Source organism: Nodosilinea sp. LEGE 07298 (assembly GCF_015207265.1).
Taxonomy (GTDB): domain Bacteria; phylum Cyanobacteriota; class Cyanobacteriia; order Phormidesmidales; family Phormidesmidaceae; genus Nodosilinea.
The window spans coordinates 15,135-30,276 of the sequence record NZ_JADEXE010000049.1 but is presented as its reverse complement, the minus strand read 5'-3'; the positions used below and the strand labels follow the sequence as shown (position 1 = coordinate 30,276).

The following is a 15,142-nucleotide window of genomic DNA, read 5'->3' as shown; positions in this document are numbered from 1 at the left end:
GCTAATGCCCGTAAAGGGTACGGGATGGAAGGTCTCAAAAGCTTTTTGGGCGGCTACGGTATAGAAGGCGTACACCACACCTGATGCCAGCCCAAAGACAACCCCCAGCCAGCTCTCAATCGCGGCTCCCGTCATCGGCACTGTCAGTGCGCTCCCCACCAAAATCAAGACTAAGATGCCCCAGCGGCTAGCACTGGGGCGGTGGCCAAACCAGTACCAATCTAGCAGCGCCGTATAGACCGGGAAGGTAAAAAACAGAGTCAGCGCAATGCCTGCGGCAATGCGCCCCACCGACACATACAGCAGCGCCAGATAGGAGAACATCAGCCCGCCGCCCGCTAGGGCCAGGTAGAGTTCACGGCGATAGTTGGCTGAACCCAACCGGCGCAGGTCAGCCCATATGGGCGGGTATACGGGAGGCAGCAGCACCGCCATTAGGGGCACCCCTACCACCGTTCGCATAAACATCAGCAAAAACGAGTTAGACAGGGTGGGTTCCACAAAGCCGCCGGTCTCTACCAGACCCAGTAGGTCTGAGGGAACAAACAGCACCCGTGTAATCAAGTTTTGAGCCCCAAAGCAAACGGTCGCCAGCAAAATTAAGACGTAGCCGAGCATGCATCCCCCTGTTTTGATGTCGGGATGCCTTTTATCTCGCGCCCCATTCCCAAGCATTCTACGGTAGACGGTAGCTGGCCACCCGCACCACTAAATTCCCCCCCTGGGGATCGTGGGTAAAGACAAAGCTACCCGCCTTGGTTTCGTGGCCTGAGAGAAAGTCGATCTGCTGCTCGCCCGTCTCGTCGTCAGCCCCCGCAGTGTTGAGTTCGGCTGTGACCTGCACCATACGAGCAATGCGCCCGCCGGTATTGGTAATGGCAAAGGGTACGTAGTATTGGCCATCGGTCACCCGTGCCGCCTCAGACACTGTCACCGCAAAGGCGGGGGGCTGGTTTTGGTTAGTTTGCCAGTCGAAAAAAATCAGCCCTACCAGGCCCAGCAAAATAATCAAGGCCACCATAAATGTCACCCACTCGGCGGCAGAGCGCTGGGTGAAGCGTTTGGAGACATCAGTCGGTGTGGGATCGGTCGGTGTGGGCAAATTCATTAAATCAGAATACGCCCTGCGGCCCCGCCAATGGAGGCCGGTAGACCCAACACTAAAATATCGCTTAACCATTCTGACCAGGGGTCGCTGGGGTTGAGCTGTTGAAACAACACCAGCATAGCCAGCGAGGCCAGCAGCGCCACCAAATAGGCTACCAGAGTCTCAGTAATGGGGCTAAACAGCAGGCCTCGCTGCCGCCGCTCAGCGCGATCGGTAAAGCCTGAAGCAAACACAACCGCGTAGGAGAGGCCCAGGGAGGCTGCCATAATCAGCAGCAGCCACAGGGGGGGCAGAGAAGCGGCCAGCAGGGGCACTTCTTCGGTGGGGGCAATGCTAAAAGCAATCAGCACCGCGCCGATTAGAGCGGCGTCAAAATCGACTAAGGCATCGCCCAGGTTTGCCAGGGTAGGTGAGGCCAGCCGTCGCGATCGGGGGGCCGTAGTGCGGCGATTTGTGAAGCGTTCGGGCATCGGCTCAGAATGAGGAGCTGTACCAATACTGCGCCCTCGCTTCCCCTGCAGGGTCGATCGCGCCAGGGCTACTCCCAAGGCAAAGGGGACGGTCTCAAACACCACCTTGCCCAGTACTTCGGCCAGGGGCGTAGCAAGGGTAATGCGGCGCAGTAGCATCAGGGCCAGCGTTGCACAAATTACTGCAATGGCAACCGCTTCAATGCTTTCGAGCAAGGCCTCTAGCGGATGCAGGCTGAGGGTTTGCCGAAACCCTTCAACCTGGGTGAGTAGCCCTACCCCCACCAGGGTGGCCGCTAGCACCGCCAACAGCCAGCGGGGATCGGTAGCCGCCCCAATTGACCACACCTCTACGGTATAAAGCAGGGGAATGCCGAACAAAAAACCGCCGACCGCCCCCTGCAAAATGGCCTGAAATTCGCTCAGCCAGATATTGGCGTCAGTTTGGGGAATGGGGCTATCGATGGAAGTAGCCATCGTGAATATCTCGGTTCTATGGCTATAGGCAGTGTCTTACCTACAGGATATCAAGGGCTTCGGCGATCGCGGAGGATATCATCCAGTACCTTTTGCCCCGCATGCCCTGGCCCGAAACCTTAGGAAAATCTCTAGTATTGCTGGGGTTCGACAAAATGCCCGTTAGCGTGAACAGGACAGCTTCTATGACTACACAATAACCCCTAATGCATTGCAAGGATGGTTCCATGACCCAGGCTAAATCAGGCGACAGCGTTGCTATTCATTACACCGGCAAGCTCGAAGACGGCACTGTGTTTGACTCCTCGCGCGATCGCGACCCCCTAGAGTTTGCCATCGGCAACGGCGAGGTTATTCCAGGCTTTGAGGCGGCGGTGGTGGGCATGACCCCCGGTGACGCCAAAACCGAAGTGATTCCGGCTGAAAGGGCCTACGGTCCCCATCGGGAAGAAATGGTTATGGTGGTCGAGCGCCACCACATTCCTGACGATATTCCGCTGGATGTCGGCCAACAGCTGCAAATTCAGGGGCCTCAGGGCCAAGTGGTGCCCGTAATGGTGACCGATCTTTCAGAAGCCGATGTTACTCTCGATGCCAACCATCCCCTAGCAGGAGAAAACCTGATTTTTGAAATCGAACTGGTGGCTATTCAGGGCTAAACAGCAGCAAAATCCCTACCTAAAGGCCGGTCTAAACAGGCCGTTTACCCTATCCCCCTCCACCCCAGGGGGATAGTTTTTAATGGGCAGAGCGATTTATGATGCCCTCGGCCTTTACCCTCAGGAGCCCTATGGCCTACGAATTGCCCCCCCTTCCCTACGCCTACGATGCCTTAGACCCTTATATCTCTAAGAGCACGCTGGAATTTCACCACGATAAGCACCACGCAGCCTATGTCAGCAAGTACAACGATGGCGTCAAAGGTACCGACCACGACAGCCAGCCGATCGAAGCGGTGATCAAAGCGATCGCGGGTGATAGCTCTAAGCAGGGTCTGTTCAACAACGGTGCCCAGGCCTGGAACCACACCTTCTACTGGAATTCGATGAAGCCGGGCGGCGGCGGCCCCCCCTCTGGTGACCTAGCCAGCAAAATCGACGCCGACTTCGGCAGCTTTGACAAATTTGCCGAAGAATTTAAGACCGCTGGGGCTACTCAGTTTGGCAGCGGCTGGGCCTGGCTGGTGCTCGACAATGGCACCCTCAAGGTGACTAAAACTGCCAACGCCGACAACCCCCTTCCTGCCAATCAGGTGCCTCTAATGACGATGGATGTATGGGAGCACGCCTATTACCTCGACTACCAAAATAAGCGCCCGGACTACATTGACACCTTCTTAAAAAATGTTGTGAATTGGGATTTTGCCGCCAGCAACCTCGCCGCTGCTTAGCTTGGCGACAACACCGTAGTCGTGCTCCGCGACTCATAGGGGCGGGCTCCGGCTCGCCTCTTTTTTGGTTTAGCCTCTTTATTTGGTCTAAAGTAGGCCCTTGAACCTGAAGCCTTGAACCTTACACCCTATCCTCTATGTTGTTTGCCGACCCCGACTACCCCCACGTGGTGCTGTCATTTACCTATCGGGGCTTTTACCTGGAGCTTGACCAGAGCACCGAAAACGGGTTGCTGATGTATGCGGTTTGGGCCACTCACGATCGCGGCTGTGCCGTAGCGGTACCTGGAGTTGTTAGCCGCACTGAGGCTATTTATAAGGCCAAACGATGGGTAGACCGACGGCTTAAGCCACCGGGTAAGGTCGGTAGTAAGCTGTAGCCTGGGTCAACCAGCTATCGATTTCGGCGGCGGGCTGGGGTCTGCCAAACCAGTAGCCCTGACCATAGTCACAGCCGAGGCGCTTCAGGGCACTAACCTGCTCAGACGTTTCAATACCTTCGGCGATCGCCCTAAAGCCCAGCTGCCGCCCCAAATTGATGATGGTGTGCACAATAGTTTCATGGCTGAGGCTGGTTTCCATTTGGCTAACAAAAGATCGATCGATCTTGAGACTAGTTATCGGGAAGCGGTATAGGTAGCTCAGCGACGAGTAGCCGGTGCCAAAGTCGTCGATGCTGAGGGCAATTCCCCGTTGGCGTAGACCGTTGAGCACTGCAATGGTGTCATCAATATTGTCTACTAGCATGCTTTCGGTGATTTCTAGCACCAGACTACGCGGAGAAAGCCCGACGTTGTGCAGTACCTGATCGACCCGCTCCAGTAAACCGCTGCTGTGCAGCTGTAGTGCCGATAGGTTAACGCTGACCGTTAGACCTAGCGCCTGAGAGTAGGTGCGTTGCCAGGTGGCCATTTGGCGACAGGCTAGTTCTAGCAGCCAAGAGCTGAGGGGCACAATCAACCCGGTTTCTTCGGCTACCGAAATAAATTCACCCGGCATGACCAGGCCCCGCTGGGGGTGTTGCCATCGCACCAGCGCTTCAAACCCCTTCACCTCAGCCGTTTGCAGGTCAACAATAGGCTGGTAGTAAAGCACAAACTCTTCGGGGTGGTTCAGCAGGGCGCGGCGTAGCTCAGTTTCGAGGGTGAGTCGCGCGATCGCGCGATCGTGCATGCCGCTGTCAAAGACCTGGTAACCGTCACGCCCCCTCGCTTTAGCCCGGTACATGGCCGTATCGGCATCGCGAATTAGATCGGAGGCCGACTGGTAGTGGGCACTGCCCATCACTAACCCCAGGCTGACCGTGGCAAACATCTGGTGGCTGCTGAGCTGAAAGGGCTGGCGCAGCATCTCCAAAATTTGCTCGGCCATCGCCTGGGCCATCTCAAAGTGGTCCACATTTTCCAGCAGCACCATAAATTCATCGCCTCCCAGGCGCACTGCCAGATCGGTCGCTGACAGCACGGCGTTTAGCCGACTGGCCACCTCCATCAGCAGCTCATCGCCAATCAGATGGCCTAAGCTGTCGTTAACGACCTTAAAATGGTCAATATCTAAGAACAGCAGGGCAAAGCGGTAGCTACTGTTCGCTCGGGCTCGGTTGAGGGCCGTTTCTAGCCGCTCTTGCAGCTGCTTACGGTTGGGTAGCCCTGTCAGGCTATCGTGGCAAGCGTCGTGCTCAAGCTGGCGGCGCATTCTTACCTGGTCGGTGACATCGCGAGAAGCCGTCTGGAGCCGCACCACCGCACCCGCAGCATCGACAATGGGCCGTGTAAACGTCTCTAGCCAAATGTAGTAACCCTCATGATGGCGCATGCGGCAGACTACAGGCTTTAAGGTCAGGGGGTGGCCTTCAGCGGGTGGATGCAGGTACCGTTGACATTCGGAGAGATCATCGGGGTGCACCAAGGTGCAGGGGTGCACACCCATGAGCGCTTCAGGCGTGTAGCCCAGCAGCCACTGCGCCGAGGGGCTGATATAGAGATAGGTGCCATCTAGACTATGCAGGCAGACTAAATCGCTCATATTTTCGGCCATCAAGCGAAAAAGAGCGGCTTGCTGATGAATTTCAGCGTTGGCGCGCTCAACGTCAGCTTTAGAGCGCTGAAGGTCGCTAAATGACGACTCCAGCCGCGCGGCCATACTGTTAAAGGCCTGAGCCAGCCCCTCTAGCTCCTGCATGCCCGTGGGGCCAATTTCCTGGTCGAGGTGGCCATCGGCAATGGCCTGCGAGGCCGAGCTAAAGGCGTTGAGGGGTCGGGTAATCCAGCGACTCGTGTAGAGGCCAGAGGCGATCGCTCCGGCCAGAGCCAGGGCACACAGAGCAATTGTATTGCGCCGACTAGCCTCAATCTCGGCCATAAAGTCGTCTTCGGGCATGAGCACCACAATTAGCCAGTCAAGGCCGTTGCCGTCGCTGAGGGAGGAGACCTGCATAAACTGGCGCTTTCGATCGAGCTTAAACTCAGTCTGCTGGGGCTGAATTCGGCTACCATCGCCCCCCGACTGGTTGAGCAGCAGCCGTGCACTGGCTTGAATCAAAGGGTCTGGGCTTGTTACCGCGTAGGATCGCTGAGGGCGACCGTCAATTAACTCATAGGGGGCGATCGCAGTTGAAGTGGCTACCAGCAGCCCCGACCGCTCCATAATGAACGCTTGCCCATGCTCGCTAATCGGCATCTCCTGCAAAAAGCGGCTGATGTGAGTCAGGAAGAAGTTATTGCCCAGCACGCCCAGCAGCTTGCCGTTGTCGTCATATACCGGTCTAGACGCCGAAATGGCCAGCACAGGCAAGGCGTGGTACGGGAAAACTTCACCCCACACCGGGCCTTCAGCCTGCACCGCTGCCCGGTACCAGGGCCGGGTCAACGTATCCCAATCGGGCGTTGACTGCACCAGTTCAGCAGGCTGCCCCGTGACTGCATCCACCTTCAAAAACTGAATGTGGTTGTTTAAAGAAGGGCCGCCGCGCATCCTCTGGTGGGCCTGCTGACCCAAAACGGTGTGACCCACAAACTCGCCGTTGGCCTGTCCCCAAAAAATTGAGTCAATGTGGCTAAATCGCTGCGACTGCCGCATGAAATGGCGAAATAGTTCTTCTTCATTAGTTGGGTCAAGCTGGCCTAGGGCGATGGCATCGTAACTGAGTTGGTTGACTAGATGAGAGGTGGCCAAAAACTCTTCTAGCTTGTGGTCAATGTGGTGCGAAACAGCATCTCTCAGCTGGCCCGCCACCTGGTTCACCGCCCGCTGCCCCTGACGCATGGATAGCCATCCCGTGAGACCCACCGCTACCGACAACTGCAGCACAAAGGGCACCACAATCAGCAACCGTAACGGAATATGGCTAAACGTACCTCGGCTTAGCAATGACGGAAAACGATGCCCCATGTAGCAAGTAATACCAACAACTTTATTTAGTATTCCTGCCTGGTGCCCAAACTAAGCCACCGACATCACATTTAATGAAAGAAAAATAAAAGGACTTTGCCTAGCCGCCTGATGCTAACCCTGACGCGCTGCCACAAATGCTTCTAGCCGATCCATGCCCTCCAGAATAGTCTCCATACCCGTGGCGTAAGAGATGCGAATGGTGCCCTCAGACCCAAAGGCTACGCCCGGAATAGCCGCTACGTATTTTTCATCAAGCAGCTGAGTGCAAAAGTCGAGGGAGGGTATACCCAGAGCGCTGATATCGACATAGAGGTAAAAGGCTCCCTCGGGTTCGCCGCAGCTAAGACCGCTAATCGCCCGACACCGATCGATAATCACCTGTCGCCGCTCAGCAAAGGCTTGGCCCATAGTAGTCACACAGTCTTGGGGGCCTTCGAGGGCCGCGATCGCACCATACTGGGCAAAGGTACACACATTCGAGGTGCTGTGGCCTTGAATAGTACTAACGGCCTTAATCAACTCCGCTGGCCCAGCCAGGTAGCCCACCCGCCAGCCCGTCATTGAGTAGGCCTTGGCAAAGCCATTACTAATAATGGTGTGCTCAAACGCCTCAGGCGACACCGCCCCAATGCTCAGGTGGGTAGCCCCGTCGTAGAGAATTTTTTCGTAGATTTCGTCAGATACCACCCAAATACCGGCCTCGACCACTACCGCAGCCAAAGCCGCGATTTCAGCCGGGGAGTAAACCATCCCTGTGGGGTTTGAGGGGGTATTGAGAATAAACAGCTTGGTTTTGGGGGTGATTGCCTGGCGCAGTTGCGCTGGGGTAATGCGGTAGTTTTGCTCAGCCGTGGTAGGCACAATGACCGGTGTCCCCCCAGCCAGTTTGACCATTTCGGGATAGCTCAGCCAGTAGGGCGCTGGAATAATCACCTCGTCGCCGGGTTCAATCAAAGCCATCATCAGGCCGTAGAGAGAATGTTTGCCGCCGTTGGTGACAATGACATTCTCAGGGCCATAGCAGAGGCCGTTGTCGTGCTGAAGCTTGTGGGCGATCGCCTGACGCAACGCCGGTTCGCCAGCCGCCGGACCATAGCGGGTTTTGCCTGCATCAAGGGCGGTTTTGGCCGCCGCCTTAATGTGGTCAGGGGTATCAAAATCGGGTTCTCCAGCACTAAAGCTGCACACCGGCAACCCCTCCGACTTCATCGCCTTGGCTCGAGCCGAAATGGCCAGAGTCATAGAAGGGGTTACGCAGGTTACGCGGTTTGCTAGGGCTAATGGGGGCACGGCCACACCTCAACGAACGTTGGCTACAGGCTGACCCCAAACAGCGGTGCGTTAGGAGAACATGCCTCTAATCTGCACTCAAGTCTGAACTCAGTCACACAAACACAATTCCCCATAGATTAGATCGTTTGGTCGGTTCTGACCATTGCGGTAAAGGGTTTTTCTACGATCGCAAACATTTGTTCAAGCCGTGCCCTTCCCTATGCTCTCGCTGCGATCGCCCGACTGGTCTATAAAGGTTTGGTAAACATTCTGCTCCCGGCGCAGCAGCTTTTGGCCTTCGCCCTCGCCTTACACGCGCCCCGAATTTACCCTAAACCCGCTCAAAACGGTCAACCCAGCCTTTTGATAAAAGCCCTTCAGCCAGGGAAAATCCGTGCTAGGGACTACTAAAATTTCAAAACCCGCAGATTTACGGATAAAGATTTTCCTGACTGACGGTGCATAGGTTTGTAACTAGGACTAGAAGCGCTAACAAGGCCACGTCCTATGCACCCTTCCTTCCTTCGTTCCTTAATACCTGATTTGGCCTGCGCCGTTAGCCTGGGCCTGCTGATAACAGCTACCCCTCTCGGGTTATCTGCCGCACTCCAATTTTATGCTGAAGCCAGCCTCGTCGCCACCGTCGGCGTGGAGGATGATCGCGGTAGCGGTCGGCTTAGCCGAATACCTGCGGTCGTGGGTTGGTTAAGCTTTCGCGGCAGTGGTCGACTTGACCCTCAACCGCCGACAACGGCCTCAGACCGGTACGACGCTCTGGCCTACCGTGGCAGCGGCAGAATCACCCAGCCAGGCACCACCACCTAGCCCGCGAGTACAGGTTATTCAAAGTGGGCCTGCCGCCTAAAGGTCTGACTCCCAAAGACAAATAATCCGCTGACCGTGCCTTCTGAGCTAATTGAGCTGCAAAATTAGCCTCCAGTATGGGATGAATTGGTAAGGTTTTGCGTCACACTTAGGTTTAATCAGGGGGATTAGCCAGGGGTCAATCAAATTTCAGTTAGGCCTGGCCCATGACCGAGTCAGTAGAGCCAGGCCCAAAGCTTTATATACTTACGAGTATTTATCTCAAATTCACAAGCTTGCATATTCTCATCAGACTTTTAGACTAAGCTGTATTTGCGTATTTCTGGCGTTTTTCCAACGGTTTCGCATCCTTAGCAGCGTGGGCTGCGCTACCGCCTGTTGTTTTGAGTTTTCCCAAGTCCGATGGCTGAACCTCTTGTTTCTATGCCTTTGTCTTCTTTGGCGGTAGAAGATGAAGCGCTCATTCGCCGCCTCAGCCCCAGCGCCATTGACCAAATATTGCTGTATATCGCCTTTAGCGCCATGCGCACTGGCGGTCATCGCCATGGTGCCTTTTTAGATGCGGCGGCTACCGCAGCCAAGTGCGCCATCTATATGACCTACCTAGAGCAGGGCGAAAACCTGCGCATGACGGGGCACCTGCACCACATCGAGCCAAAGCGGGTCAAGGCCATTGTAGAGGAAATGCGCCAGGCCCTGACCGAGGGGAAACTGCTCAAAATGCTGGGTTCCCAAGAACCCCGTTATCTAATTCAGTTTCCCTATATGTGGCTGCGGCGCTACCCCTGGCAGCCAGGCCAGTCGCGGGTGTCGGGCACCTCTCTCACCAGCGAAGAAAAAGCTATTTTAGAAAATAAGCTGCCGACTCCCTGCCCCGATGCCCGCATCATCAATTCGTTCCAGTTTCTAGAGCTAATTGAAATCCTGCACGAAAAGTCTCAGGATGACCTCCCTTCTGATCACCGCGTCCCCCTCAGCGAAGCGCTAGCCGAGCATATTCGGCGACGGCTAATTTACTCAGGTACCGTAGCTCGCATTGATGCCTCCTGGGGAGCTTCTTACTACGGGCTGGCCCGAGCCTCCTACGCGCCGGTCGACGACCAGGAGCGCATGTACGCCATGGTAGACGATACGGCCCAGTACTTCCGCATGATGCGCGAGTGGGCCAACGGTATTCCCGGCACCATGCGGGTGCTAGAAGAATTGGATATCCCCGCCGCCGATCGAGAAGCTGCCCTGCAAGAGTTAGACGAAGTGATTCGCACCTGGGCCGATCGACACCATCAGCCCGGTGGAGAGCCATCGCTGCTACAGATGGTGATTGGCCACCACTTGAAATAGGTCGCCTTTGCGATCGCTACAGACGGCACAATGTGGCAGATCTTCTAGATCTGCCACATTTGTTTGAACCCAGATGACTCCGTAGGGGCAAACACTGTTTACCTGCTCACCCTGACACTGGCCAGTTAGCCGTAGCCCTGCTGGCCTGTTGGGCCTGGCAGGACTAAACACGCCTACCGACGCCGTACCGCGCGACCAAAGCTGGGCAGCTCAACGGCGGCAATAGTCTTAATTTTTTTCTGCGACCGCAGGGGGTAGACCAGGGGCGAGGGCGACGCCTTACCGCTGTTGAGATAGGTCGGCAGCGCTGGTGGGGTTGAGGCCGCCGTTGGGGTCGTCCTCGGGGCCGCCGAAACGGGATCTGGAGCAGCTACTGGGGCAGGAGGCTGCTCTTCTAAAGGCGCAGGGGCTACCGGCGCTGGCTGGGCGACAAGTGTAGGTTGAGCCACCGGGGCGATGGGCTCACCCCAGGGAGACGGTTCAGTAAAAAGCGATGGTGTTGCAGAATCCGGTGTCGCCGGTTCAGGGGCCAATGCTGGCTCTAGCCAGGGGTCGGGCGCGGCCAAGGTCGGGGGAGTGGCAACTGGAGTCGAATCGGGGGCTGGCTCTGGGTCGGGCACCGGCTGAGGCAATGAATGCGCGTCAAGTACGGCTGCCGATTCGACAAAGTCTGCCTGGGGCGCTAAAGCCGGGGGTAAGTCGCGCTGGGGTGCTGTGGGAGGTGGCACGGGGCTTGGCCCCCGCAGGCCGCGCAGCAGGTGAGTCAGGCTGGGGTTGTTGGTCGGCGCTCCTGGCCCAGCCGACCAGGGCTGAATCTGCTGCGATCGCGGCATAGAGACCGGCTGCCCTGGCTCTTCTCTCAGAGGGGTGCCCAAAAGTTGCCCCTGCACGGCGGTAGGGCTGGTTGTCGCTGCCCCAGGGGCCATATTCAAACACTTTTCTAAGGCAGCTTTAAACTGCAGGGTGTAGCGCTGCTGGCGGTGCAGGCGGGCCTTAAGGTCGCGGCAGGTTTCTTCGGCCTGGTGCAAGGCCGTGTGTTTCTCGCCAAAGCGCTGTTGGAGGAGAGTGCACTCGCGCTCTAGCTGGGCGACCCGCTGCAGGCTGACCTCTAGCTCGGCTTGCAGGGTCTCATTGTGAATGGTGGTGCGCCTGAGACCATCGTTGGCGATATCAAGCTCGCTGAGCAGCTGGGCAATTTGCTGCTGCACAGGGCCAGGAATGGCGGCTACAGGCAACGCACCAGGATGAGGCTGGGCCTGGTTGCGCTCAATCTCAGCCTGGAGAGCGACCTGCGATCGCTCTAGATCGTCTTCTAACTCAGTCACGCGCAGCAGCAGCGCATCGTTGCACTGGTTGAGGTCTTGAATGAGCTGTACCAGGTTTTCTGGGGCAGGCTCAACCGACTCTGCCGCACCGGCATCATTGGCTTGTGCTGCTGTCGGCACCAGCTCGTTCTGCAAGACTGTAGAAATGTCATCCACTTCGGCTGTCAGACCCGAGTCATCGGCCAAGGGCAGCTGACCAGGCAATGTTATCGTTTCCCAACTATCCTCGCCTTGGCCCCCTCCTTGGGTTAGGGAGTGTTCGATAACTTCCTCCCCGTTGTTTGCCGAACGGGTGCCTTGGGGGGCTGGGGAAGCACTCGAAGCCGTAGTGTCAGTCATAATGGTGCCTGATCCTGGTCGCGTAGTCTCACACTCAACACTCAACCACTAAGGGGTTGTTGACCCCAAGAGTAGCTAATTTTGCCGATTTATTCACTTTTTTATTGATTGTTTAGTTACAACATGTCTGCTTTATGCCCTTAGTCTATCTTTTACCTGTCTTTTTTATTTACTCCCTCAGGTTATAGACAGCTAATAAAGGTCCGATCCACCTTGTTTAGTAAGCCGTGCTACCACCGCGATCGCCGCTCGACTCTTTAAATAATGTCAGCCCTCACCATGTCATCTTCTGTGTCGTCATCCTTTGCTCTGGTCACCCCTAGCTACGGGCCTGACTTTGAGCGCTGCAGGCTCTTGGTAGAGAGCGTCGGCAACTTCAGCCAGACCCCTATGCAGCACTACATCATTGTTGACCAGCGAGATTATTCACAGTTTCAGTCGTTGGCCTACGGCAGCACCGAAATCATCACTGTCGAGTCGCTGCTGCCAATCTGGATTCACCGCCTCCCCCTGGTGCGCAAAGCCTGGTTGAGTTTGAAAACCCCTCCCATTCGTAACTGGGTTTTACAGCAGCTCGTCAAACTCTCCTTTGCCGAAAGTGCCCCCGAGCAGACCACCATTTTCGTCGACTCAGATGTGGCCTTTATTCGTCCTTTCGACCTGACAAAATTTAGTCAAGAGGGCCAGACGCGGCTGTTTCGGGTACCTGAGTTTTACGCTCCCGAATTTGACCCGCTCTATGCGGCAGCCTATCGATTGCTGAGGCTTGAGGGCGATTGCAGCGAAACAGTGCGCCCCAACTACATTGGCAACCTGATTAGCTGGCGGCAGAGTAATGTCAAAGCCCTGCGCAATCACTTAGAGCGGGTTTGGGACCGCCCTTGGCTAGAGACCCTAGCCCGGTCTAAAACCCTTTCGGAATACATTCTCTACGGGGTGTTTGTAGACCAGGTGCTGGGTGAGTCTGCAAACCATTTCTATGATTGGTCGCCTCTGTGTCATGAGTACTGGCAAACCCAGCCCCTCAATGACCAGCAGCTAGCCGCGTTTTTTGCCGCCGCTCAGCCTAGCCATATTGCGGTCATGGTATCGTCCAAAGCTCGCATTGAGCCTAGCCGCTATCAACCCTACCTGCACCACCACCGGGACACAAACGTTTCAGCCAGGCCTTAGTAACCCATGTTCTAGGAGCTAGTTCTTCCCCATTTCCTAGGATCTAAGGCTGCGGCCACCCATGGCTAGTTCCAGTCCAATTTAAAGTTTCCGGGAACCCGACACCTACCCTTGATAGACATAGGGGTAGACGAAAAGATTACCCCTCACTACCGCGATCGCCCCCGATCGCAGAGACACTTAAATTGTCTACTATGAAGTGCGGGGGTGAAGCTGATAGCACTGTCGTTTTAGGGTTGAATAGCGTTAGATCATGATCAGATCAGGGTTTCGTACCGCACTCCTGGTGGCTGCCGCTGGCGTAGCCCTAGCAACCACCATTACCTCCTGTAGCCAATCTACCGATCTAGCCACCGCTCCGACCGCTGAGACTAAGGTAGTAGCGCCAGAGCGAGATCCGCAAACCCTGCGGTTGCTCTACAGCCGCTCTGCCGTTACCCTCAACCCTCATTTGGCCACCGGCTACCAAGATTTTGAGGCCGCCCGCATTGTCTATGAACCCCTGGCCAGCTACAACCAGGCTGGGGAGTTGGTGCCCTTTTTAGCTGACGAAGTTCCGTCCGCAGAAAATGGTGGAGTGGCTGCTGACGGCACCTCAGTCACCTGGACTCTGCGACCCGACGTGACCTGGTCAGACGGTGAACCCTTCACGGCTGATGATGTGGTGTTTACCTTTGAGTTTATTCGCAACCCGGTGGTGGCGGCGGCGACGGCTCAGTATTACGAAGGGGTAGAACGAGTTGAGGCGATCGATAACTACACCGTAAAAATTACCTTCACCAACCCTACCCCGGCCTGGTCAGTGCCTTTTACGGGGCAAACCGGGTTAGTGTTGCCTCGCCATATTTTTGAGGAGCACAATGGCCCCAACGCCAGAGACGCCCTGGCCAATCTCCAGCCCGTCGGTACTGGGCCTTACCAAGCCGTAGGCTTTGAAAGCGGCACCGTAATCTATGAACCCAACCCCAGCTACTGGGGCGGGCGGCCTGCGTTTCAACGCGTAGAACTTGTGGGCGGCTTGGCCCCCTATGCCGCTGCCCGCGAGGTGCTACAAACCAACGAGGCCGACTTTGCCCACAACCTGCAGGTCGAGGCCGGTGCCCTGAGTAAGCTCGAAACCGACGCTAGCGGCCATGTGACTCACCTGTTTGGCTCTCAGGTAGAACGCATTATGCTAAATTTCGCCAACCCCTTTGCCCGCACTGAGGATGGTGAGCGCTCCAACCCAGACACTCCGCACCCCTACTTTAGCGATCTGCGGGTGCGCCAGGCGATCAATATGGCTATCGATCGCGACACCATTGCTAAAGAACTCTACGGTACTGCGGGCAAGCCCACCGCCCAGCTCCTAGTCGCTCCGTTTAACTACCAATCCAAGTCGGTAGCCTATACCTACGACCTGGAGCAAGCCAAAGCACTACTTGATGAAGCGGGTTGGGTTGATACCAATGGCGACGGTCTACGCGAAAAAGACGGAGTTTCCCTAGAAGTACTGTTTCAGGCGGCGGTGAACCCAGTGCGCCAAAAAACCCAGTCAATTGTTAGCGATAGCCTCACAGAGCTAGGTGTAGACGTACAAATTTCGCGAGTGCGTCTAGACGAGTTTTTCTCCGCTGACCCCAAAGATACCCAGAGCCTCAACCACTTCTTTGCCGACATGCAGGTGTACTCTATCGGCAACGAAAGCCCAGACCCCAGCACCTATATGGGCTGGTGGACCTGCGCTAAAATTGCCTCCCAGGCCAACCAGTGGCAGGAGCCCAACAACGCCCGCTACTGCAACCCCACTTACGATCGCCTGTGGGAAGAAGCTAAACAAGAGCTCGACCCCGATCGCCGGGTCGAGTTGTACCAGCAAATGAATGAACTACTCGCTGAGGATGTAGCGGTCATTCCGGTGGTGCACCGGGCGATGACCAATGCCGTCAGCGATCGCCTCACCGAAATCGAATTCACCCCTTGGGACGCCAGCACCTGGGATATCAAAGATTGGCGACCCGTCCCCAGTGATTTATAGCCGAGCGCTAGC

Annotated in this window: 13 protein-coding genes; 7 read left to right on the top strand and 6 right to left on the bottom strand. The window is 56.2% G+C overall.

Annotated elements, in window-relative coordinates; genetic code table 11:
* From IQ273_RS09355 to IQ273_RS09345, 3 genes are all read right to left on the bottom strand, one after another.
* Positions 1–618: EamA family transporter (locus IQ273_RS09355; protein ID WP_194022905.1), on the bottom strand; the 618-nt coding region annotated here is incomplete at its 3' end.
* A gap of 58 nt (positions 619–676) precedes the next feature.
* Positions 677–1,108, bottom strand: coding sequence for a TIGR02588 family protein (locus IQ273_RS09350; protein WP_194022904.1), 432 nt, complete (start codon positions 1,106–1,108; stop codon positions 677–679).
* Positions 1,108–2,055, bottom strand: a complete 948-nt coding sequence (locus IQ273_RS09345) for a TIGR02587 family membrane protein (protein WP_194022903.1) — start codon at positions 2,053–2,055, stop codon at positions 1,108–1,110. Before IQ273_RS09345 ends, IQ273_RS09350 begins: the two co-directional genes overlap by 1 nt.
* A 227-nt stretch (positions 2,056–2,282) precedes the next feature.
* On the opposite strand from IQ273_RS09345, the gene IQ273_RS09340 reads away from it, so the two are divergent.
* The 3 genes from IQ273_RS09340 (at position 2,283) to IQ273_RS09330 (ending at position 3,825) form a co-directional block, all read left to right on the top strand.
* On the top strand, positions 2,283–2,714 hold the full coding sequence (locus tag IQ273_RS09340) for a peptidylprolyl isomerase (RefSeq protein ID WP_194022902.1): 432 nt from the start codon (positions 2,283–2,285) through the stop codon (positions 2,712–2,714).
* A gap of 131 nt (positions 2,715–2,845) precedes the next feature.
* Complete coding sequence (locus tag IQ273_RS09335; RefSeq protein WP_194022901.1) at positions 2,846–3,445, top strand: superoxide dismutase; 600 nt, start codon at positions 2,846–2,848, stop codon at positions 3,443–3,445.
* 137 nt (positions 3,446–3,582) lie between these two features.
* Positions 3,583–3,825, top strand: coding sequence for a hypothetical protein (locus IQ273_RS09330; RefSeq protein WP_194022900.1), 243 nt, complete (start codon positions 3,583–3,585; stop codon positions 3,823–3,825).
* On the opposite strand, the gene IQ273_RS09325 is transcribed toward IQ273_RS09330, so the two are convergent.
* Both IQ273_RS09325 and IQ273_RS09320 read right to left on the bottom strand, forming a co-directional pair.
* A complete protein-coding gene (locus IQ273_RS09325) occupies positions 3,791–6,835 on the bottom strand; it encodes an EAL domain-containing protein (protein WP_194022899.1) in 3,045 nt (1,014 codons plus the stop codon). The two genes, IQ273_RS09330 and IQ273_RS09325, sit on opposite strands and share 35 nt — an antisense overlap.
* Positions 6,836–6,949: 114 nt before the next feature.
* Positions 6,950–8,080, bottom strand: coding sequence for a pyridoxal phosphate-dependent aminotransferase (locus IQ273_RS09320; protein WP_194022898.1), 1,131 nt, complete (start codon positions 8,078–8,080; stop codon positions 6,950–6,952).
* Positions 8,081–8,617: 537 nt separating this feature from the next.
* On the opposite strand from IQ273_RS09320, the gene IQ273_RS09315 reads away from it, so the two are divergent.
* A complete protein-coding gene (locus tag IQ273_RS09315; RefSeq protein ID WP_194022897.1) occupies positions 8,618–8,935 on the top strand; it encodes a hypothetical protein in 318 nt (105 codons plus the stop codon).
* A gap of 423 nt (positions 8,936–9,358) precedes the next feature.
* Complete coding sequence (gene hetR, locus IQ273_RS09310) at positions 9,359–10,276, top strand: heterocyst differentiation master regulator HetR (RefSeq protein ID WP_194022907.1); 918 nt, start codon at positions 9,359–9,361, stop codon at positions 10,274–10,276.
* Positions 10,277–10,449: 173 nt separating this feature from the next.
* On the opposite strand, the gene IQ273_RS09305 is transcribed toward hetR, so the two are convergent.
* Complete coding sequence (locus IQ273_RS09305; RefSeq protein WP_194022896.1) at positions 10,450–11,940, bottom strand: hypothetical protein; 1,491 nt, start codon at positions 11,938–11,940, stop codon at positions 10,450–10,452.
* A gap of 279 nt (positions 11,941–12,219) precedes the next feature.
* On the opposite strand from IQ273_RS09305, the gene IQ273_RS09300 reads away from it, so the two are divergent.
* Positions 12,220–13,113, top strand: a complete 894-nt coding sequence (locus tag IQ273_RS09300) for a DUF6492 family protein (protein WP_194022895.1) — start codon at positions 12,220–12,222, stop codon at positions 13,111–13,113.
* A 253-nt stretch (positions 13,114–13,366) separates the two neighbouring features.
* Positions 13,367–15,130 carry a peptide ABC transporter substrate-binding protein gene (locus IQ273_RS09295; RefSeq protein ID WP_194022894.1) on the top strand — a complete coding sequence of 588 codons (1,764 nt, stop codon included), beginning with the start codon at positions 13,367–13,369 and terminating at the stop codon, positions 15,128–15,130.
* Positions 15,131–15,142 lie beyond the last annotated feature (12 nt).